The organism is Rhodococcus sp. W8901 (genome assembly GCF_013348805.1).
Taxonomy (GTDB): Bacteria; Actinomycetota; Actinomycetes; order Mycobacteriales; family Mycobacteriaceae; genus Prescottella.
In genome coordinates, this window is record NZ_CP054690.1 from 961,363 (window position 1) to 981,853 (window position 20,491).

A 20,491-nucleotide genomic window follows, 5' to 3' on the forward strand; every position below is an offset into this window, starting at 1 on the left:
TGGCGCGTTGGCCGTTCCCGCGCCTTCGCGGATGGTCTGCAGACCGTACCGCTCGCCTGCCGCTTCGAGGTGAATGACGAGTGGCGGGTCCCTTTCCCAACAATCTTACTTATCGATCGCTAAGTGTTAGTACCACGGGGGCCGAGGGAGGTCAACGTGTGGGTCAGTGCTGTTCGACCCCGACCATCTTCGACGCGATCGCCGCGTACTTGGCGGCCACGGCCTGGGGTCCCAGTTTTCCCTCGGTGTGGTACCAGCGGGGAATCGCCTGGCACATGCCCAGGATGGCCCGGGTCGTCTCGGCCGGGTCCTCGACGTCGAAAGCGTCCGCGCGGTTTCCGTCCCGGACGATTCCCAGTACAAGGTTCTCGATGCCCTTGCGGACGGTCCGGTAGCGCTCGTAGGCCTCGGGGCGCAGGTAGCGCGCCTCGCCCTCGACGGCCGCCAGTCGCGCCCGATCGGTCATCCGCAGCACGATTGCGGACACCACGTTCTCGAGCCGACGGGCGGGGTCGTCCTCGCCGGCGTCGTCCGCGGCGTGTGCGCGCGTCAGCACGTCCCTGGTGGACAGCTCGGTCAGGGCGACGAGCAGGCCTTCCTTGCTCTCGTAGTGGTAGTACAGCGCCGGCACCGTGACCCCGACCCGGCGGGCGATCTCGCGCACGGATGCGCCGTGGAAGCCCTTCTCGTAGAAGGCATCGAGCGCCGCTGACAGGATCGGCGTGAGCTCCAGCGGCTCGAGGCGCTGCCACTGAGGCTGAGGTGCGTCACCAGCTGTTGTGCCCATCTACGGTCTCACCTGTCGATCGTCGGTCAATGCTCGTCGAGAATACGCACGGTGCGGGTGTCCCGGGGCGCCCCGCCCTGAGCGCCCCGCGGAAGCGGAAGGGTCCCTTCACGCGCTGACAGCGTGTGAAGGGACCCTCCGCTCGAGCGGTGACCGCTTACTTGCCGGTGAAGTTGGGGGAGCGCTTCTCTGCGAAGGAGCGCGGGCCCTCCTTGGCATCGTCGCTCTTGAAGACCGCCATGCCGATCTGGGCCTCGAGCGCGAACGCCTCCTCCTCGTGCATGCCCTCGGTGACCCGGATGGTCTTCAAGATCGCCTGCACCGCGATGGGGCCGTTGGCGGCGATCTGCTCGGCGATCTCGAGTGCCTTGTCGAGGGCCGTGCCGTCGGGGACGACATGGCCGATGAGGCCGAGTTCCTTGGCCTCGGGGGCGGGAACCGTCCGGCCGGTCAGCAGGATCTCCGCGGCGACGGTGTACGGGATCTGGCGCACCAGTCGGACCGCGGATCCGCCGAGCGGGAACAGTCCGAGTCGCGCCTCGGAGACGCCGAACCGCGCGCTCTCGCCGGCGACGCGGATGTCGGTGCCCTGCAGGATCTCGGTGCCGCCGGCGATGGCCGGGCCCTCGACCGCGGCGATGAGCGGCTTGGTGAGGCGGCGGCCTTTCAGCAGTGCCGGCAACCGCGTCACGTCCATCCCGGCGCCGAACTTGTCGCCCGGGGCGTTGCGGTTCATCTCCTTGAGGTCCATTCCGGCGCAGAACGTGCCACCGGCGCCGGTGAGGATCGCGACGCGAATGTCGGGATCGGAGTCGATCCGGTCCCAGGCGTCGGTCATGATCGCCATCATCTCGCCCGAGAGCGCGTTCCGGGCCTCGGGGCGGTTCATCGTCACGATCATGACGTGGCCACGCTTCTCGATGAGGCAGTGGGGCGATTTCGCCGAAACGTCTGTGTTTTCCGTAGTTTCGGTGGACACTGAGGGCTCCCGCTATGTGTGTGAGTTGAGTCTCAAATTGGGTCTTGTCACCGACAGTAACACGTTCTACTTTGTTGACGTGGCCATTAATATCGCAGATCTCGTAGAACACTCGATCGACCTCAACCCGGACCGCCTCGCCCTCGTGGACGCCGACCGTGAGCTGACGTTCGCGCAACTGGAGGAGAAGGCCAACCGTCTGGCCAACTACCTGCGGGATCAGGGCGTCGAGCCGGGTGACAAGGTGGGCATCTACAGCCGGAACACCATCGAGGCCATCGTGTCGATGGTTGCCATCTTCAAGGCCCGCGCGATCATGGTCAACGTCAACTACCGGTACGTCGAGAACGAGTTACAGTACATCTTCGAGAACTCGGACATGGTCGCGCTCATCCACGAGCGCCGCTACAGCGACAAGGTCGCGGGCGTCCTGCCCGAGACCCCTCTCGTCAAGACGGCAATCGTCGTCGAGGACGGCACGGATCTCGACTACTCGTCGTACGGCGGCGTCGAATTCGAGAAGGCGCTGTCCCAGGGTTCGCCCGAGCGCAACTTCGGTGAGCGCAGCCCCGACGACATCTTCATCCTCTACACCGGCGGCACCACCGGCATGCCCAAGGGCGTCATGTGGCGGCACGAGGACTGGTGGCGGGTGCTCGGCGGCGGTGTCAACTTCGTCACCGGTGAGTACCTGCAGGACGAGTGGGAGCTGGCGAAGCTCGGTGCCGCGCACCCCGCGATGGTCCGCTTCCCGATTCCCCCGATGATCCACGGCGGTTCGCAGTCGGCGGTGTTCCACAGCCTGTTCGGTGGCGGCACGCTCGTCATGCACCCGGAGTTCGACGGCCACGAGGTGTGGCAGGTCATCGACCGTCACAAGATCAACCTCATCTTCATCACGGGCGACGCGATGGCGCGTCCCATGATCGACGCGCTCATTGCCGGCAACCCGGAGACCGGTGAGCCGTACGACCTTTCGTCGCTGTACGTAATCGCCAGCAGCGCGGCCCTGTTCTCGCCCGCGCTCAAGGAGCAGTTCCTCGACCTGCTCCCGAACCGTCTGCTCACCGACTCGATCGGCTCCTCGGAGACCGGATTCGGCGGCCTTGCGACCATCACCAAGGGCTTCGAGCACACCGGTGGCCCGCGCGTGAAGATCGACGCGGCCACGGTCGTCATCGACGACGACGGCATCCCGGTCGTGCCCGGTTCCGGCCAGGTCGGCATGCTCGCCCGCAGCGGCCACATTCCCCTCGGCTACTACAAGGACGAGGAGAAGACCAAGGCGACGTTCAAGGTCCTCAACGGAACTCGCTACTCGATTCCGGGCGACTACGCCACGGTCGAGGAGGACGGCACCGTCACGATGCTCGGCCGCGGATCGGTCTCGATCAACAGTGGCGGCGAGAAGATCTACCCTGAGGAGGTCGAGGGCGCCGTCAAGACGCACCCCGACGTCTTCGACGTCCTGGTCGTCGGTGTGCCCGACGAGCGCTGGGGCAACCGTGTCGCGGCCGTCGTCGCACCGCGCCCCGGAACCAACCCGAGCCTGAACGATATCGTCGAGGCAGCCCGCAAGGAGATCGCCGGCTACAAGGTGCCGCGCAGCCTGTGGCTCGTCGACGAGATCAAGCGCTCGCCGGCCGGTAAGCCGGACTACAAGTGGGCCACCGCGGAGACCCAGTCGCGCGACGCCGACGATCACTACACCAACGGCAAGGACGCTTGATGCACACCGATCTCGCCGAGAAGTTCGGCATCCAGTACCCGATCTTCGGTTTCACGCCGTCCGAGCATGTGGCAGCAGCAATCTCGCGGGCCGGTGGACTCGGTGTCCTCGGTTGCGTCCGGTTCAACGATCCGGAAGAGCTCGAGGCCACCCTCACCTGGATGGACGAGAACACCGACGGAAAGCCGTACGGCGTCGACATCGTGATGCCGGCCAAGGTCCCCACCGAGGGCGCGGCGGTCGACCTGGACAAGCTGATCCCGGCCGAGCACCGCGCATTCGTCAACCGGACTCTCGAGGAGCTCGGGGTCCCGCCGCTGTCGGACGATGTCGAGCGCGCGACGGGAACGCTCGGCTGGCTGCACTCGGTGGCACGCTCGCATGTCGATGTGGCACTCAATCACCGGATCGCGTTGATCGCCAACGCTCTCGGCTCGCCGCCGAAGGACGTCATCGACCTCGCTCACGAGAAGGGCGTGCCGGTCGCGGCCCTCGCCGGGGCCGTCGGGCACGCGCGCAGCCACGTCGAGAACGGTGTCGACATCGTCATCGCGCAGGGCTACGAGGCCGGCGGCCACACCGGTGAGATCGCCTCGATGGTGCTCGTCCCCGAGATCGTCGACGCCGTCGGCGACTCCGCCGCCGTCCTGGCGGCGGGCGGCATCGGCAGCGGCCGTCAGATCGCCGCCGCGCTCGCGCTCGGTGCGTCCGGTGTGTGGATGGGGTCGTACTGGCTCACCACGTCGGAGTACAAGCTCGGCAGTGCCGCCGACGGTCCGTCGTCGATCCAGCGTGCCCTGCTCGGTGCCACGTCGGCCGACACGGTCCGCTCGCGGATCTACTCCGGCAAGCCGGCCCGGCTGCTCAAGACCAAGTGGACCGAGGCGTGGGCCAAGCCCGACGCCCCCGATCCGCTGCCGATGCCGCTGCAGAACATCCTCGTCAGCGAGGCACACCAGCGCATCTCGGCGGGTGACGACCCCGAGGTCGTGGCCATGCCGGTCGGACAGATCGTGGGCCGGATGAACGAGATCCGCCCCGTCGCCGAGATCATGGCCGAACTCGTCGAGGGCTTCGAGTCGACGGTGGCCAGGCTCGACAGTCTGAAGTAGCCTTCGCGGTCACAGAAGAACTGGAGCCCGGAACGACGAAAGTCGTTCCGGGCTCCAGTTCTTCGTCGGAGCTAGGCGTCTGCGGTCTGACGCTCCAACGTGAGCGCGAGCTCCGGTGTGAGGAGTGCGAATTCGTCCTGGCCGCGCTCACGGATCCACACGGGCTCGGGGCAGTGCCAGCGCTCCGCACTGAGCGTGCGGGTGACGACCTTGAACGTTGCGGTGCGCGGGAACTCGCTGCACACCCGCAGCAGGGTCGGGCGCTGCTTGGGCCCCAGATCGGGCTGCCCGTCCAGGAACTCGGCGAAGGCGACCGGATCGAAGTCTGCCGCATCTGCGGTGGGGATGACGGCGGCCATCACGCGGTCGCCGACCTCCCGATCCGGTACCGCGTACACCGACACCTGCGCGAAGCCGGGATAGCGCACCAGGATCCGTTCGATCGGCGCGGCGCCCAGGTTCTCGCCGTCCACCCGGAGCCAACCGGAGCTGCGTCCGGCGAAGTAGACGAAGCCGTCGGCGTCGCGGTAGGCGAGGTCGCCGCTCCAATACATGCCGTCGCGCAGGCGCTCGGCGTCCGCCTCGGGATTCTTGTAGTAGCCGGCGAACGCGCCCGCGCCGGAAACGTTGACCATCTCGCCCGTCGACTCCTCGGCGTTCACGAGGCGGCCGGAGGCGTCGAATTCTGCAGGCGGGCAGACGGCGCCGGTGTCCGGGTGGCGGATCTCCACGTTGTCCGGGAGGAGCCCGAGGGCGCCCGCCGGGGAGTCGGGGTGCGCCGAGATCGACACGCCGCCCTCGGTGCTGCCGAAGCCGTCGATCACGCGCGCCCCGAAGCGACGCGAGAACTCCTTGACCACCGGCGCGGAACCCTCGTTGCCGTACATGATCTTCAGCGTGTTGTCGGCGTCGTCGGAGTGCTCCGGGGTCGCCACGATGAACGACAGCGGCTTGCCGACGTAGTTGGCGTACGTGACGCCGTAGCGGCGCACATCCGGCAGGAAGCCGGACGCGGAGAACTTTCGTCGCATCGCGATACCGGACCGTCCCCGCAGGGCGACGGCCCACGCGGCCATCATCGCGTTGGAGTGGAACATCGGCATCGACATGTAGACGACGTCGTCGTTGGACAGGCCGAACCGGTCCGCGAGCATCACTCCGGGATCGGCGATCTTGGCGTGCGTGCACCGCACGGCTTTCGGATCGCCACTCGTACCCGACGTGAAGATGAGCATCAACAGGTCGTCGGGCGCGGCCGTGGGCGGGATTGCGGGGCTGCCCGCGAAGGGGGACAGGATCTCCGCCCAGTCCGGGGAGTCCACGTTGATCACCCGGACATCGCCGAGGTCGATGTCGTCGAGAAGGTGGGCCTGGGTGTTCTCGGTGAACACGATCTGGCAGTCCGACAGTGCGATGTCGCGGGCCAGGGCCTCACCGCGCCGGGTGGTGTTGAGGCCGGCGAGAACGGCACCGGAGAACGCGGCGGCACCGAGCAGGGAGGAGAACTCGGGGACGTTGTCCATGAGGACACCGAAATGCCGCGGTCGCGCCGGATCGAGGAGGTGGTTCAAAGCGGATGCACGGTCGTACATTCCGTGGACGTGGTCCGTCCACGGAATGTACGCATCTTCGAATCGGATTCCGTGCGTATCGATGTGGCGGACCTGCGCGAGCAGGTCCGCCACCGTGGGAGTCGCTGTCATTCCCACATCATGACGATTGTGACGCCCGTCATGTTTCCCGATTTCACTGTGTGGGACCGATCCGAGTCGTTCGTTTCGGACCGCTTGTGTCCGTGGTGCTTACGCCGGAGTCGTGGCCAGGACGGCGCCGAGGCGGCGGAGTTGATCGGTCGCGGAGCCGAGCAGGAACTCCTGGCGCTTCGCGGCCAGGAAGTATCGGTGCGCCGGATGGTCCTCGTCGAGACCGACACCGCCGTGGATGTGCACGACGGAGTGGGCGACGCGATGGCCCGCATCCGCGGCCCAGAACTTCGCGATCTCGATCTCGCCCTCCGTCGGCAGTCCCTCCGCGAGACGGAAAGCGGCCTGCCACAGGGTCAACCGCACACCCTTGACATCGATGTACCCGTCGGCGAGTCGCTGCGCGACGGCCTGGAAGCTGCCGATGGGCCGATCGAACTGGACGCGTTCGCGCGCGTAGTCGGCAGTGATCTTGAGCCCCTGGTCAAGGACGCCGAACTGGAAGGCACTCGAGCCCACTGCGCCGCGGTCGAGGATCCACTCGACGATCTCGCCGCCCTGCTCGACGGTGCCGAGCACCCGGTCGGCGTCCAGCTGGACGCCGGACAGCTCGACGATGCCGGTGCAGCCGAAGTCCGTCGTCTGCTGGCGCGTGATCGTGACACCCGCGTCGCCCGGCTGGACCAGCAGCAGCACGGTGCCGCTCTCGGTGGCGGCCGGCACGAGGATCAGGTCCGCGATCGGTGCCGCGTCGACGACGATCTTGGTGCCGCTCAGCGTCCACCCGTTCGCCGTCTGCTTCGCCCGGGTGACCGGCGCCGCGGGGTTGTCGTTGAGCTCCTCGGCGAGCCCGACGGCGATGATCTTCGATCCTGCGGCCGCGGGTGCACCCCATTCGGCACGCTGGGCATCAGAACCGAATTCGGCGATCGCGCCGGCGCCCATCACGATCGACGACAGGTACGGCACCGGCGCGACGCCGCGACCGAGTTCGATGAGGATGCTGCACTGCTCGAGAATGCCGAAGTCGTCGCCGCCGACCGACTCGGGCAGTGCTGCGCCGAGCACGCCGGACGACGCGAGCGCGTCCCACAGCTTGCGGTCGAACCGGTCCTCCGCGGAGTCGAGTTCGCGCAGGTGCTCGTTGGTGACGATGTCGGAGACGATGCCCTTGGTGAGACCTGCCAGGTCCTGCTGGGCCTCGGTGAGAGAGAAGTCCATGGTGTGGTCCTTGCTTATCGCTTGGCGTGGGGCTGGCCGAGGGCGGTCATGGCGATGATGTCGCGCTGGACCTCGTTGGTGCCGCCGCCGAAGGTGAGGATCAGTGCCGAGCGGTGCCACCGCTCGAGCCGGCCGCGCAGGACGGCGCCGGGCGAGTTCTGCCGGATGGTGGCGGACGGGCCCATGATCTCCATCAGCAGTCGGTACGCCTCGGTGGCGAACTCGGTGCCGTACACCTTGTTGGCGGACGCGGCCTCGGGGCCGGGAGCGTGGTCGGTGGCCGACGCGATCTCCCAGTTCATGAGCTTGAGGTACTCGGTCTTGGCGTGCACCCGAGCCAGATTGATCTGGACCCATTCCTGGTCGATCACCCGGCGGCCGTCGGCCAGCTTGGTGTTCTGTGCCCACTCGCGCACTTCCTGCAGCGCGGTCATGATCACGCCGGCCGACGTGAGCGCGACGCGCTCGTGGTTGAGCTGGTTGGTGACGAGCTTCCAGCCGCCGTGCTCCTCGCCGACCAGCGAGCTCTGCGGCACGCGGACGTCCTGGTAGTAGGTTGCGCTGGTGTCGGGCCCGGCCATCGTGTGGACCGGCGTGTACGAGAATCCCTCTGCGGTGGTCGGCACGATCAGCATGCTGATGCCGCGATGCTTCTTCGCGGCCGGATCCGTGCGGCACGCGAGCCAGACGTAGTCGGCGTACTGGATGAGGCTCGTCCACATCTTCTGGCCGTTGATGACGTAGTCGTCGCCGTCCTTGACCGCGGACGTGCGCAGCGACGCGAGATCGGTGCCGGCGCCAGGCTCGGAGTAGCCGATCGCGAAGTGCAGTTCACCCGCGGAGATCTTGGGCAGGAAGAACGCCTTCTGTTCGGGCGTACCGAAATGCATGATCGTCGGCGCGACCGAATTGATCGTCAGGAATGGCACCGGCGCACCCGCAATCGCGGCCTCGTCGACGAAGATCAGCTGATCCATCGCGGACCGCTCCTGGCCGCCGTACTCCTTGGGCCAGCCGAGGGTGAGCCACCCGTCCTGGCCCATCTGCTGGACGACCTCGCGGTAGACGTTTCCTGCGCCGTACTCGCCGGTGGTCGCCATCAGTGCTTCGCGACGTTCCGGAGTCATCAATTTCGCGAAGTAGCTTCGCAATTCCTCGCGCAGCTTCTGCTGCTCCGCGGTGTAGGTGATATCCACTTGGTTTCTCCAATCCAGGCTATCGTCGGCGCGGAATCGCGGAATCGCGGGATTCGGCACGGTTTCTGGAAAGATCGCGGGCCACGGCCGTGGTGTTCGAGGCCGTGCAGCGGGCTGTCCGTCACCGAGGCGGAGCCGTGCAGCAGCCGCGTCGAGGATGGTTGTCCGAATCATTGCACAGCAGTGAAACGGGTTCTAGTCTTATGACCGAAGTCGTTGGACCACAGCCCGGTGCAACGCGCTTTCCGCGAGTCTTTCGAACGAATGTGAAAAGAGGAATGGTCATGGAGGTCAGGGTCGACAGGGATCGCTGCGAGGCGAACGGCGTGTGCGTCGGAATCGCTCCCGACATCTTCGATCTGGATGATGACGAGGAGTTGATCATCTCGGCGCCCGTGCCCCCGGCCGACCGGGAGGCCGACGTGCGTTCGGCAATCGCGCAGTGCCCGCGCGCTGCACTGACCGAACACTAGACCGAGCCTTGCGGCCAATGTAGAACACGTTCTACATTGGCCGCGTCGCCGGCAGCCGCAGCGACGAGGCACCGATCGGCACGAGGCCGGTCGACGTCACGGGTACGGGAGTGCGTTCATGAGTGCAGTCAACAGTCGCGAGGTCAGCCTGGAGGGCAAGGTCGCAATCGTGACCGGCTCGGGTTCCGGCCTCGGCCGGGCCGAGGCGATCGGCCTGGCGCAGTCCGGGGCGGCGGTCGTCGTCAACGATCTCGGTATCAACGACGCGGTCGAGTCCACGCTGGACGAAATCCGCACTCTCGGTGGAAAAGTCGAGTTCGTCGCCGGTGACGTCGGCGAGCGGTCCACTGCGGACGCGCTCATGGCCGCGGCGCAGGGCCTCGGCGGCGTCGACATCGTCGTCAACAACGCGGGCATCGTCCGCGACCGCATGCTGTTCGGTATGTCCGACGAGGAATGGGACCTCGTCCTCAAGGTCCACCTGCGTGGACACTTCCTTCTTTCCCGCAACGCCGCCACGTTCTGGCGGGACCAGTCGAAGGCGGCCGGTGCGCCCGTCTACGGCCGGCTGATCAACACGTCATCCGAGGCCGGACTACTCGGCCCGGCCGGACAGCCGAACTACGGCGCCGCGAAGGCCGGAATCACGGCGCTTACGCTGTCGGCAGCGCGTGGCCTGTCCCGGTACGGTGTGCGCGCCAATGCCATCTGCCCCCGTGCCCGGACGTCGATGACGGAGTCCGTCTTCGGTGACGCTCCCGAGGGCGAGATCGATCCGCTGTCGCCCGAGCATGTTGCCGCGCTTGTGTCGTACCTGGCGTCGCCGGCGGCGGACAAGGTCAACGGTCAGGTATTCGTCGTCTACGGCCCCATGGTCGCGCTGATGGCGGCCCCCGTCGTGGAACAGCGGTTCGACGCGGCGGCGCAGTGGACGCCTGCCGATCTCGCGAACGAGATGGGCGCGTACTTCGACGATCGCGATCCCGAACGCATGTTCTCCGCATCCGAGGCGCTGAAGGGTCTCGGCTGATCGAGGCCGCTCCTCGCAACCGTGTCCCGCAATCTCCCCTGTAACGGGAGATTGCGGGATTTTCGATACATGCAGGACGAATGCGGACGAAGATGGGGCGGACGCGCGCGACGTGAGTCGGTGCGTCGGGGGAGTAGTACTTCGGGGGCATGCCGCCGCAGAACGCTGTACTGGTGTCTAGAACGCGTTCCAGTTTTTCTGTCGGCTCCTGCCGGTCCGGGGCGCTCGGGGATGGGGTTGATTGCGGTTCTGGATGAGCGCGGCGATCGGAGTGGGTTGTCGATCCGGGCTATTTCGGGACGTCGGATCGTGGCGCCGGACGGCCATGGCGTCTCCTTCACGGCCGCGGCGAAGGCGCTGTTCAGGCTCGTTTATGGGGTGGATCGACGTTCCGGGCGTTCAGTCGCTCGGCGTCCCGGCCGGCCGTGTGCAACGTCCGGTGTCGCCGCTTCGGGGCGTGGCGCGCGTCGGGGTTTCGGGTCCCGCGAGTGGAATTCTGAGACTCGGACACGGTGGACCTTTGACAGGTGAACACGTTCTAGTTAATATGACCTGGATCACAGGGCGTTTGTGCTGTTCGGGCGCTCTGGGGGATGTGTTGCGTCGCGGAAGCGATCGGCGCACACGCGATCGACAACGTCGAGTTACGAGTACTGGTGAGGAGGAAGAGTGGTCGACCTCCTCGAAGTACCCCTGAGAGCGGCCGGCGGATTCTTCGCGATGTCGGCGGACACGCTCAAGGCCGTCTTTTCGCGTCCGTTTCAACGGCGGGAGTTCATCGATCAGGCATGGTTCGTCGCCCGCGTGTCGATGATTCCGACCGTGCTTGTCGCGATCCCGTTCACGGTGCTGGTGAGCTTCACGATCAACATCCTGCTGAGGGAGATCGGTGCGGCCGACCTCAGCGGCGCGGGTGCGGCCCTCGGCGCGGTCACGCAGGTCGGCCCGATCGTCACGGTGCTCATCGTTGCCGGTGCCGGCGCGACCGCGATCTGCGCGGACCTCGCAGCGAGAACCATCCGCGAAGAGATCGACGCGATGCGCGTGCTCGGCATCAATCCGATCCACCGACTGGTGGTGCCGCGAGTGCTGGCCTCCACCGCGGTTGCGCTCCTGCTCAACGGCCTGGTCTGCACCATCGGTATCCTCGGCGGTTTCCTCTTCTCCGTGTACGTGCAGGACGTCAATCCGGGTGCCTTCGTCAACGGCATCACCCTCCTCACCGGCTTCGGCGAGTTGATGATCTCGATGCTCAAGGCCGGTCTGTTCGGAATGATCGCCGGTCTCATGGCCGCGTATCTCGGGATGAATGTCCGGGGCGGCGCCAAGAGCGTCGGCGACGCCGTCAACCAGACCGTCGTGTTCTCGTTCATGGCGCTGTTCGTGGTCAACGTGCTCATCACCGCCATCGGTATCAAGCTGACGTCCGGATGAGTGACAGGGGGGTGAAGTAGATGGCTCTGGTGGCATCGGGGCGTTTCGTCCGCACTCGGCGGCGGATCGCAAGAACGTCGCGGTCGGTGGACAAGGTTGGCGAGCAGGCGCTGTTCTTCTGGCGCGCGCTCGTGGGGGCGCCGCGCGCGCTGGTGCACTATCGGAGGGAAGTAATCCGCCTGATCGCCGAGATCGGCATGGGTACAGGCGCGCTCGCCGTCATTGGCGGCACCGTCGTCATCGTCGGCTTCCTGACGCTGTTCACAGGCGGTGTGATTGCCGTCCAGGGCTTCAGTTCGCTCGGGAACATCGGCGTCGAGGCCCTCACCGGCTTCTTCTCCGCGTTCATCAACGTGCGCATCGCTGCTCCGGTCATCGCGGGCATCGGCCTGGCCGCCACCATCGGCGCCGGCTCCACCGCACAGCTCGGTGCCATGCGCGTCTCGGAGGAGATCGACGCGCTCGAATCGATGGCCATTCCGTCGGTTCCGTACCTGGTGTCGACACGTGTGATGGCCGGCATCATCGCGATCGTCCCGCTGTATTCGCTCGCCGTGATCGCGTCGTTCGTCGCGAGCCGGTTCGCGACCGTTGTGTTCAACGGGCAGTCGGGCGGCGTCTACGACCACTACTTCTCGACGTTCCTCATACCGACAGACATCCTGTGGTCGTTCGTGCAGGCGATCGTGATGGGCGTGGCCGTGATGTTGATCCACACCTACTACGGCTTCAACGCAAGCGGCGGTCCCGTCGGTGTCGGTGTCGCGGTCGGTAACGCGGTCCGCGCCTCGCTCATCGCCGTCGTGACCGTGACCCTGCTGATCTCGCTGGCCATCTACGGCCAGTCCGGCAACTTCAACCTCTCGGGATAGGGGGGACGATGCCCGAAGCAAGGTGGAAGACGAAACTCGCTGCGGCCGTGATGGTGCTCGGCCTCGTGGCGATCGTCGTGGTGGCGCTGACGATGTTCGTCGGTGGATTCACGAAGAGCGAACCGGTCACGGTGACAGCCTCACGCTCAGGCCTGGTCATGGAACCCGATGCCAAGGTCAAACTCCGTGGTGTCGAAGTCGGTCGGGTGGCTTCGATCGACGAGGTCGACGGCCAGGCCCGGATCAAGCTCGACATGGATCCGTCGCAGCTGCACCTCATTCCCGCGAACTCTCCCGTCGAGATCAAGTCGACCACGGTGTTCGGCGCCAAGTACGTCAACTTCGTTACTCCGAGCGATCCGTCGCCCAAGTCCCTTCAGCCGGGCTCGGTGATCGGCGCCGAGAGCGTCACCGTCGAGTTCAACACGCTGTTCCAGAACCTGTCGACGCTGCTGCAGCAGATCGAGCCGGAGAAGCTCAACGCGACGCTCGGTGCCATCTCGTCGGCGCTCAACGGACGGGGTAACGAGCTGGGAGAGCTGTTGGGCGAGACGGATGCGTACCTGAAGAAGATGAATCCGACTCTGCCGCAGCTGAAGCAGGACCTCAACGCGGCGGCCACCGTGACCAACACGTACGCCGACGTCACACCGGACCTGATGACATTGCTCGGCAATCTGACCGCGACCAGCGGCAGCATCGTCGAGGAGCGGGAGAACCTGCGAATGACGCTGGAGAACGCGGTGGCGCTGGCGAACAACGGCAACCAGTTGCTCACCGACAACGAGGCGAACCTGACTCGGGCACTCGACCTGCTGGAGCCGACCACGGCCCTGCTGTCGGGCTACTCGCCCGCCATCTCGTGCCTCATTGTCGGCCTCAACAAGGCCCGCCCGATGGCCGAGCAGATCGAGGGCGGCGGCCAGGCAGGCTTCGCGATGAGTTCGAGCTTCCTGGCTGGCCTCGAGCCGTACACGTACCCGCGGGATCTGCCGAAGGTCAACGCCACCGGTGGTCCGAGCTGCTGGGGCCTGCCCGACTTCGATCCAAAGCGTGACGGCAACGCGCCGTTCGTCGTGACGGACAACGCGAACACCCCGTACATGCCGTCGACGAAGAGCACCATCAGCATGCCCACTCTGTTCCAGATGCTCTACGGAGGAACCCCGGTTGCGGAGGGTCGGAACTGATGCGCGCGACCACAGTCAAGTTCCTCGCGTTCACCACTGTCATGGTGCTGATCTTCGCCGGTCTGGCAATCGTGTTCAGTCAGGCCCGATTCAGCAGCACCGACGGCTACCGTGCGGTGTTCACCAACGCGTCCGGTCTCAAGTCCGGGGAGAAGGTGCGGATCGCGGGTGTCCCCGTGGGCACGGTCAAGGGCGTCGAGGTGAACTCCGACAACCTCGCCAAGGTGACGTTCGACGTCGATGCGAAATACCCTCTGGTGCAGAGCACCCGGGCCACGGTCCGCTACGAGAACCTCGTCGGTGACCGGTACCTCGAACTGCTCGAGGGCGAGGGCTCGACGGCGCCGCTCGACACGGGCGGGACCATCCCGGAGTCGCAGACAGCGCCGGCCCTCGACCTCGACCTGCTGCTGGGTGGCTTCAAGCCGCTGCTCCGGGGACTCAGCGCCGAGCAGGTCAACGATCTGAGTGGCGCGCTGCTGCACGTCCTTCAGGGACAGGGCGGCACGCTGGTGTCGTTGCTCGGCAACACCAGTTCGTTCACGTCCACGCTCGCCGACCGGGACAAGCTGATCGGTGACGTCATCACGAACCTGAACACCACGTTGACGACCATCAACGACAAGGGTGACCAGTTCTCGTCGACGATCGACCAGCTCCAGCAATTGGTGAGCGGCTTGGCGCAGGACAAGGACCCGATCGGCGCCGCGATCCCGAAGATCGCTACGGCGACCGACGATCTCGCGCAGCTGCTCCAAGGAGCGCGTCCGGATCTGCAGTCGACGATCGCCCACGCGAGCGATCTCGCGACGAACCTGCAGAACGGCCAGGACGACATCAACTGGGTGCTCGAGCGGTTGCCTGAGGCGTACCGGAAGCTGATCCGCACGGGTTCATACGGCGCGTTCTTCCAGTTCTATACGTGCGAAGTGGCGTTCAAGTTCTCCGGGCCCGACGGGAAGGAACTGCGGGTGAACCTGCCGACCACACCGCTTCAGACGACGGGGAGGTGTGCATTCGATGGCCAAGGGTGAGCGGAATCTCACGCGCATCGGCATCATCGGTGTCGCTGTATCGGCGTGCCTGGTGCTGGCTGGACTGCAGTACGACAGACTGCCGTTCCTGTTCGGCAACGTGCGCTACGAGGCGCTGTTCGAGGACGCGGGCGGGCTTATGCCCGGCGACTTCGTGACCCTCGCCGGCGTCAACGTCGGCAAGGTGGAGAATATCGAACTCGACGGTGCCGAAGTGCGGGTCGCCTTCTCGATGAACGAGGGTATTCGCCTCGGCGGCAGTTCGGGCGCTGACATCAAGACCAACACGATCCTCGGACGCAAGTCGCTTCAAGTGACCTCCGAGGGCGAGGACGTCATGAAGGTCGGCAGCACCATTCCGTTGGAGCGCACCAACTCTCCGTACTCGCTCAACGATGCGCTCGGGGACCTCACCTCGACCGTCTCGGATCTCGACACGAACCAGCTCAACGAGTCGCTCAACGCGGTGTCGGAGACGCTCTCCGACACCCCGCCCGAATTGCGCGCCGCGCTCGACGGCGTCACTCGCCTGTCCCAGAGCATCAACTCGCGAGACGAGTCCCTGAAGGACCTGCTGGGCCGGGCCGAGGGCGTGACGAAGATCCTCGCGGACCGCAGCGACCAGATCAACACGCTGATCCTCGACGGCAACCAGTTGCTCGGCGAACTCGACCGTCGTCGCAACGCGATCAGTGAGCTGATCACGAATGTCTCGTCGGTCTCGCAGCAGCTCACCGGTCTGGTTCAGGACAACGAGCAGCAGATGAAGCCGACGCTCGACAAGCTCAACGCGGTCGTCGCGAACCTGCAGAACAACAAGGACAACATCGGCCAGGCGCTCGAGGGGCTGGCGCCGTACGCGCGTTCGCTGGGCGAGGCCGTCGGCAGTGGCCCGTTCTTCATGGCGTATGTCGCCAACTTCAGCGTCAGCGCGCTCACGCAGACGGCGGTCGATCAACTGTTGTGGCCCGAGCATGTGCCGCAGGACCTCACCCAGCTCCCGCCATTGACGACCGAGCTCAAGGACCCGAACCGATGAGCGACCAACAGCAGCAGACAAGTACCAGGAAGAAGTGGCTGACGATCGGCGGCGCTGCCGTCGTCGTGGTTGCCGTTCTCGTGGCCGGGGTGATCTACCTGTTCCCCGGGCTCGGAAAGACCACCATCACGGCGCAGTTCCCCTCCACCACAGGCTTGTACGCCGGCGACGACGTTCGAGTGCTCGGTGTGAAGGTGGGCTCGATCGAGAGCATCGACCCCAACGGAACCGGCGCGACGGTCGTCATGAACGTCGATCGCTCGGTGGACATCCCGGCCGACGCCAAGGCGGTCATCATCGCGCCCAGCCTCGTCGCTGCGCGGTTCGTGCAGATCACCCCGGTGTACACCGGGGGAGAGGCAATGACAGACGGTGCGGAGATTCCGATGGAGCGCACCGCTGTTCCGGTGGAGTGGGACGAGATCAAGACGGAGCTGACGAAGCTGTCGGACGCCCTCGGTCCACAGGGCGGCGCCGATCAGGGCTCGCTCGGTAACTTCATCGACACCGTCGGGGACAATCTCGACGGCAACGGTGACGCACTGCGCAGCACGCTGCGCGAGCTGTCCGACACGATGAAGACCCTGTCCGACGGGCGAACCGATCTGTTCGCGACCATCCGCAACCTGCAGGTGTTCGTGTCGGCACTCTCGTCGAGCAACCAGCAGATCGTGCAGTTCGGCGGACGCCTGCAGTCCGTGTCGTCGCTGCTGGCCGACACCAGTGACGAACTCGGTACGGCGCTGCAGGATCTCGACGTCGCGATCGGCGACGTGAACCGCTTCGTCACCGAGAACCGCGCCTCACTCACCGAGCAGGTCGGCCGGTTGGCGGACGCGACCTCGGTGCTCGTCGAGAAGCGCCCGCAGCTCGAGCAGGTTCTGCATGTCGCACCGAACGCGCTGGCGAACTTCAAGGACATCTACACCCCCAAGCAGGGATCAGTGAACGGTGTTCTGGCCGCGAGCAACGCAAGGAACCCGATCAACATGGTCTGTGGCCTCATCGCGGGGCTCGAAACCAACGATTCGGATCGATCGGCAGATCTTTGCGCTCAGTTCCTCGGCCCGGTGCTCAACTCGATCACGACGAACTACCCGGCGATCCTGACGCGTGTTGCGGATTCCCAGGGTGCTCTGCCGGAGCAGATCGAGTTCAGCCCGCCGAGTCTCGCCGGCCAGGTGCCGGCGCGGGCGCCGTCCGGACCGTCATCCTCCGAGATTGCGCCGCTCTTCACTATGCCGTCGGTCCAGGTGCCCAAGGACCTCGGCGAACTGCTCAATCCGGGAGGTGGGCGATGACCCGGAACCGCAAGCGAACCCGAGTGCTGGCCACGTCGGCCATCGCCCTCACCCTCACCATGGCCGTGACAGGCTGCGAGTGGAACGGTCTCAATTCGGTTCCGTTGCCGGGCACCGAAGGCCGAGGAGACGACTCGTACACCGTTCAGGTTCAGATGCCGAACGTGACGACCATGTCGCAGAACTCACCGGTTCGGGTGAACGACGTGACGGTCGGCGCGGTCACCGGCATCGAGGTACAGGACTGGCACGCCCTCGTCACGGTGTCGCTCAACAAGGATGTGCAGTTGCCGGCCAACACGACGGCGAAGATCGGGCAGACCAGCCTGCTCGGTTCGCAGCACCTCGAGTTGTTGCCCCCGGTGGGCATCGCCCCGCAGGGAACCCTGAAGGACGGGGACGTCATCCCGCTCGAGCGAGCGGGCGCATACCCCACGACGGAGCAGACGCTCTCGTCCCTGTCGGTCGTGCTCAATGGCGGTGGCCTGGCGCAGATCAACGACATCACCCGGGAACTCAACGCGGCCCTCGGCGGGCGCGAGGATTCGATCAGGGACCTCCTACCGCAACTCGATCAGCTTGTGGGCAGTCTCGACGATCAGCGCACGCAGATCATCTCCGCCATGGAAGGGATCGATCGACTGGCCGGCACGGTGAACCAGCAGACCGACACGCTGAACCGCGCTCTGGACGGGATTCCGCCTGCCCTCGAGGTGCTGGTGGCGCAGCGTCAGAACCTGACGAATGCGCTCGTGGCACTGGGTAACTTCAGCGACACCGCGACGCGCGTGATCAACGCGAGTGGCGACGACCTGAAGGCGAATCTTGCTTCGCTGTCACCGCTTCTGGAGCAGCTCGCCGGCACGGGTAACAACCTGACCGAGGTGCTGTCGCTGATGCTGACCTTCCCGTTCACGATGAAGTACATGGATCAGGTGTTCCAGGGCGACTACGCGAACCTCAACATGATGATCGATCTGACCAACGAGCGCCTGACCAGCAACTTCATCGACCAGACGGGCCTCGGTTCGACACTCGCAGGTGTCGAGGGCGCGCTCGGGACGTTGGCGGGCACGGCCGGCCAGACCAACGATCCGCTCAAGATACCCGAGCCGAAGAAGCCTGATCTGATCCAGCCCCAGCCCAAACCTGCGACGGCGAACGATATTCCGTCGCTGCAGATTCCTGGCCTTCCGCAACTAGGAGCGCCGACGCCATGATGCTCTCGAGGTTCGTCCGCATTCAGTTGGTGATCTTCTCGATCCTGACCGTCATCGGTCTGGTCGTGATGGCCACCCAGTACGTGCAACTGCCCGCGCTGTTCGGCATCGGGCAGAACCGGGTGACCGTGCAGCTGCCCTCGAGTGGTGGGCTGTACGTCAACGCCAATGTCGCGTTCCGCGGCACCAATATCGGCAAGGTCGAGGACGTCGTGCTCACCGAGGACGGTGTGGACGCGAAGCTGTCGATCAGCGACAGCTACGACATCCCCGCGGACCTCGACGCGGCGGTCAAGAGCGTGTCCGCGGTCGGTGAGCAGTACGTCGACCTGATTCCGCGCACAGATTCGGAGCCGTACCTTACCGACGGGGACGTGATTCCCGTGGGCCGCACGAGTATTCCGCAGGACGTCGGCGCGATGCTCGACCAGGCGAACACACTCGTTCAGAGCATCTCGAACACACAGTTGCGCACCGTGGTCGACGAGTCGTTCAAGGCGTTCAACGGCGCCGGTCCGGATCTGCAGCGACTCATCGACTCGGCGCGACTGTTCGTCCAGGAGGCCAACGCCAACTCGGACGCCACCAAGACACTGATCGAACAGGCCGAGGGCTTGCTCGACACGCAGGTGGTCACGAGCGACGCGATCCGGGCGTGGACCCAGGACCTGGTGACATTCTCGAACCAGTTGCGTGCCAGCGATCCTCAGATCCGCAGCGTGCTGGCGCAGACGCCGAACGCGGCGAACGAGGCCAACGCCCTGTTCCAGGAGTTGAAGCCGACCCTGCCGCTGCTGCTCGCCAATCTGGTGAGTGTCGGCGAGGTCTCCACGATCTACCACAAGAGCATCGAGCAGGTGCTCGTGATCTATCCGCCGCTGGTGTCTTCGTTGCTGACCATCGCGATGAAGGGACCGATCGACGACGGAGCGATCGTGAACTTCGCGCTGCAGGTGAACGATCCGCCGCCGTGCACCACGGGCTTCCTCCCGGCCGACCAGTGGCGTGCACCGAACGAGAGGACGACTCCGCCCACGCCGTCGGACCTCTTCTGCAAGGTGGCGCAGGACGACCCGACCACAGTTCGCGGTGCGCGCAACTATCCGTGCATGGAGGTCCCGGGCAAGCGGGCCGCTTCGCCCGAGGAGTGCCGTAGCGCAGGTGGATACGTTCCGCTGGGCAACAACCCGCCCAGTGGGCCGCCGCAGGATCCGTCTGTACCCTCGTACACGACGGCTCCGGCGAGCGTCGGGAGCGCGAATGTGCCTGCCACAGCGCGCCCCTACGACCCGACGACGGGCAAGTACGTCGGGCCCGACGGCCTGCTGTACTCGCAGCCGGGGCTTGCGGGAGGAACACCGAGAGAGGACACGACGTGGCAGACGATGATGACACGTCAGCAGGGCTGACACCCGACGAGTACAAGCGGCCGACACGTCGGCGTGCCAGTCGCAGTGCGGGACCGGCGAACGGCGACGGCGCACAGTCGGTGAAGAACGTACAGTCTGCCGACTCGGGTACCAGCCCCACAGGCATTATCACGTTGGAGAAGGCCCGGACGCCGGTCGTGGATGCCTCGGCGACGGAATCCTCCGCGGACACCGAGGCAGCAAACCTCTCGGGTCCGGCGGGGGAGGCTGCGTCGGACGATCGGAACCCGGCCGCCTCGACCGACCCCGGTCGGAGCCGCGGTGCGCTGGCGGCCATGATCGCTGTGGGCTTGGTGATCGTGGCGCTTCTCGGGGTCGGTGGGTGGTTGGTGTTCGAGCGGATGGCCGCCAATGATCGTGACGCCCGGCGAGAAGCCTTCATGGGAACCGCTCAGCAGACGGTCCTCAATCTCACGACGATCAAGCCGGAGACTGCCAAGGAAGATGTCGAGAAGATCCTGGCGGGGGCGAGCGGCGAGTTCAAGTCCGAGTTCGATGGCCGCGAGGACCCGTTCGTCAGCATCGTGAAGGAAGCCGGCGTGACCACGGTGGGCCGGATCGTCGCGTCCGGAATCGAGAGCGACAGCGAGGACACCGCAAAGGTTCTCGTGTCCGCGCGCGCCGATGTGACTACCCCCGACGGAGCGCAGAACGGTACGCGTGACTTCCGGATGCGAGTCACGGTGACCGACAACGACGGGACGTTGACCGCTTCGAAAGTGGAGTTCGTGCCGTGACCGA

Annotated in this window: 18 protein-coding genes; 13 read left to right on the plus strand and 5 right to left on the minus strand. The window is 65.8% G+C overall.

Features of this window, described 5'->3' with window-relative positions; all coding sequences use genetic code 11:
• Nucleotides 1-163: 163 nt before the first annotated feature.
• Both HUN07_RS04525 and HUN07_RS04530 read right to left on the minus strand, forming a co-directional pair.
• On the minus strand, nt 164-787 hold the full coding sequence (locus tag HUN07_RS04525) for a TetR/AcrR family transcriptional regulator (protein WP_174908198.1): 624 nt from the start codon (nt 785-787) through the stop codon (nt 164-166).
• Between the two features lie 157 nt (nt 788-944).
• Nucleotides 945-1,766: a crotonase/enoyl-CoA hydratase family protein gene (locus HUN07_RS04530; protein WP_174908200.1), complete on the minus strand. Its 822-nt coding sequence runs from the start codon at nt 1,764-1,766 to the stop codon at nt 945-947.
• A gap of 79 nt (nt 1,767-1,845) precedes the next feature.
• Here HUN07_RS04530 and HUN07_RS04535 point away from each other — a divergent pair, with 79 nt between their 5' ends.
• Both HUN07_RS04535 and HUN07_RS04540 read left to right on the plus strand, forming a co-directional pair.
• On the plus strand, nt 1,846-3,495 hold the full coding sequence (locus HUN07_RS04535; RefSeq protein WP_174908202.1) for an acyl-CoA synthetase: 1,650 nt from the start codon (nt 1,846-1,848) through the stop codon (nt 3,493-3,495).
• A complete protein-coding gene (locus tag HUN07_RS04540; RefSeq protein ID WP_114720507.1) occupies nt 3,495-4,607 on the plus strand; it encodes an NAD(P)H-dependent flavin oxidoreductase in 1,113 nt (370 codons plus the stop codon). The genes HUN07_RS04535 and HUN07_RS04540 overlap by 1 nt, the downstream gene beginning before the upstream one ends.
• Before the next feature lie 71 nt (nt 4,608-4,678).
• Here HUN07_RS04540 and HUN07_RS04545 read toward each other — a convergent pair whose 3' ends face one another.
• From HUN07_RS04545 to HUN07_RS04555, 3 genes are all read right to left on the minus strand, one after another.
• A complete protein-coding gene (locus HUN07_RS04545) occupies nt 4,679-6,310 on the minus strand; it encodes a long-chain-fatty-acid--CoA ligase (RefSeq protein ID WP_174908204.1) in 1,632 nt (543 codons plus the stop codon).
• Nucleotides 6,311-6,409: 99 nt separating this feature from the next.
• A complete protein-coding gene (locus HUN07_RS04550) occupies nt 6,410-7,531 on the minus strand; it encodes an acyl-CoA dehydrogenase family protein (RefSeq protein ID WP_174908206.1) in 1,122 nt (373 codons plus the stop codon).
• A gap of 14 nt (nt 7,532-7,545) precedes the next feature.
• Nucleotides 7,546-8,727, minus strand: coding sequence for an acyl-CoA dehydrogenase family protein (locus HUN07_RS04555; RefSeq protein WP_114720513.1), 1,182 nt, complete (start codon nt 8,725-8,727; stop codon nt 7,546-7,548).
• Between the two features lie 284 nt (nt 8,728-9,011).
• Between HUN07_RS04555 and HUN07_RS04560 the strand changes: the two genes are divergently transcribed.
• The 11 genes from HUN07_RS04560 (at nt 9,012) to HUN07_RS04610 (ending at nt 20,487) form a co-directional block, all read left to right on the plus strand.
• Complete coding sequence (locus HUN07_RS04560; RefSeq protein WP_114720967.1) at nt 9,012-9,200, plus strand: ferredoxin; 189 nt, start codon at nt 9,012-9,014, stop codon at nt 9,198-9,200.
• Nucleotides 9,201-9,318: 118 nt separating this feature from the next.
• Nucleotides 9,319-10,230 (plus strand): 3-oxoacyl-ACP reductase, encoded by a 912-nt coding sequence (locus tag HUN07_RS04565; RefSeq protein WP_114720515.1) that lies wholly within the window; start codon nt 9,319-9,321, stop codon nt 10,228-10,230.
• Between the two features lie 669 nt (nt 10,231-10,899).
• On the plus strand, nt 10,900-11,664 hold the full coding sequence (locus HUN07_RS04570; protein ID WP_114720517.1) for an MlaE family ABC transporter permease: 765 nt from the start codon (nt 10,900-10,902) through the stop codon (nt 11,662-11,664).
• A 20-nt stretch (nt 11,665-11,684) separates the two neighbouring features.
• Nucleotides 11,685-12,536 carry an MlaE family ABC transporter permease gene (locus HUN07_RS04575; RefSeq protein ID WP_114720519.1) on the plus strand — a complete coding sequence of 284 codons (852 nt, stop codon included), beginning with the start codon at nt 11,685-11,687 and terminating at the stop codon, nt 12,534-12,536.
• Nucleotides 12,537-12,544: 8 nt separating this feature from the next.
• Nucleotides 12,545-13,726, plus strand: coding sequence for an MCE family protein (locus HUN07_RS04580; protein WP_114720521.1), 1,182 nt, complete (start codon nt 12,545-12,547; stop codon nt 13,724-13,726).
• The gene (locus tag HUN07_RS04585; protein ID WP_114720523.1) at nt 13,726-14,760 is read left to right on the plus strand and encodes an MCE family protein; all 1,035 of its coding nucleotides are present in this window, start codon (nt 13,726-13,728) and stop codon (nt 14,758-14,760) included. Before HUN07_RS04580 ends, HUN07_RS04585 begins: the two co-directional genes overlap by 1 nt.
• Nucleotides 14,747-15,799: an MCE family protein gene (locus HUN07_RS04590; RefSeq protein WP_174908208.1), complete on the plus strand. Its 1,053-nt coding sequence runs from the start codon at nt 14,747-14,749 to the stop codon at nt 15,797-15,799. Before HUN07_RS04585 ends, HUN07_RS04590 begins: the two co-directional genes overlap by 14 nt.
• Nucleotides 15,796-17,100 carry an MCE family protein gene (locus HUN07_RS04595; protein WP_174908209.1) on the plus strand — a complete coding sequence of 435 codons (1,305 nt, stop codon included), beginning with the start codon at nt 15,796-15,798 and terminating at the stop codon, nt 17,098-17,100. The genes HUN07_RS04590 and HUN07_RS04595 overlap by 4 nt, the downstream gene beginning before the upstream one ends.
• The gene (locus HUN07_RS04600; RefSeq protein ID WP_174908211.1) at nt 17,097-18,320 is read left to right on the plus strand and encodes an MCE family protein; all 1,224 of its coding nucleotides are present in this window, start codon (nt 17,097-17,099) and stop codon (nt 18,318-18,320) included. Before HUN07_RS04595 ends, HUN07_RS04600 begins: the two co-directional genes overlap by 4 nt.
• Nucleotides 18,317-19,729, plus strand: coding sequence for an MCE family protein (locus HUN07_RS04605; protein WP_174908213.1), 1,413 nt, complete (start codon nt 18,317-18,319; stop codon nt 19,727-19,729). Before HUN07_RS04600 ends, HUN07_RS04605 begins: the two co-directional genes overlap by 4 nt.
• Nucleotides 19,696-20,487, plus strand: a complete 792-nt coding sequence (locus HUN07_RS04610; RefSeq protein WP_147283493.1) for a hypothetical protein — start codon at nt 19,696-19,698, stop codon at nt 20,485-20,487. The genes HUN07_RS04605 and HUN07_RS04610 overlap by 34 nt, the downstream gene beginning before the upstream one ends.
• The last annotated feature ends 4 nt before the right edge of the window (nt 20,488-20,491 follow it).

Bases quoted from the DNA above. Each gene is read 5' to 3' on its own strand.
- HUN07_RS04545 (WP_174908204.1), bottom strand. From the start codon at position 6,310: ATGACAGCGACTCCCACGGTGGCGGACCTGCTCGCGCAGGTCCGCCAC.
- HUN07_RS04560 (WP_114720967.1), top strand. From the start codon at position 9,012: ATGGAGGTCAGGGTCGACAGGGATCGCTGCGAGGCGAACGGCGTGTGC.
- HUN07_RS04590 (WP_174908208.1), top strand. From the start codon at position 14,747: ATGGCCAAGGGTGAGCGGAATCTCACGCGCATCGGCATCATCGGTGTC.
- HUN07_RS04580 (WP_114720521.1), top strand. From the start codon at position 12,545: ATGCCCGAAGCAAGGTGGAAGACGAAACTCGCTGCGGCCGTGATGGTG.
- HUN07_RS04565 (WP_114720515.1), top strand. From the start codon at position 9,319: ATGAGTGCAGTCAACAGTCGCGAGGTCAGCCTGGAGGGCAAGGTCGCA.
- HUN07_RS04600 (WP_174908211.1), top strand. From the start codon at position 17,097: ATGACCCGGAACCGCAAGCGAACCCGAGTGCTGGCCACGTCGGCCATC.
- HUN07_RS04595 (WP_174908209.1), top strand. From the start codon at position 15,796: ATGAGCGACCAACAGCAGCAGACAAGTACCAGGAAGAAGTGGCTGACG.
- HUN07_RS04605 (WP_174908213.1), top strand. From the start codon at position 18,317: ATGATGCTCTCGAGGTTCGTCCGCATTCAGTTGGTGATCTTCTCGATC.
- HUN07_RS04550 (WP_174908206.1), bottom strand. From the start codon at position 7,531: ATGGACTTCTCTCTCACCGAGGCCCAGCAGGACCTGGCAGGTCTCACC.
- HUN07_RS04525 (WP_174908198.1), bottom strand. From the start codon at position 787: ATGGGCACAACAGCTGGTGACGCACCTCAGCCTCAGTGGCAGCGCCTC.
- HUN07_RS04575 (WP_114720519.1), top strand. From the start codon at position 11,685: ATGGCTCTGGTGGCATCGGGGCGTTTCGTCCGCACTCGGCGGCGGATC.
- HUN07_RS04585 (WP_114720523.1), top strand. From the start codon at position 13,726: ATGCGCGCGACCACAGTCAAGTTCCTCGCGTTCACCACTGTCATGGTG.
- HUN07_RS04540 (WP_114720507.1), top strand. From the start codon at position 3,495: ATGCACACCGATCTCGCCGAGAAGTTCGGCATCCAGTACCCGATCTTC.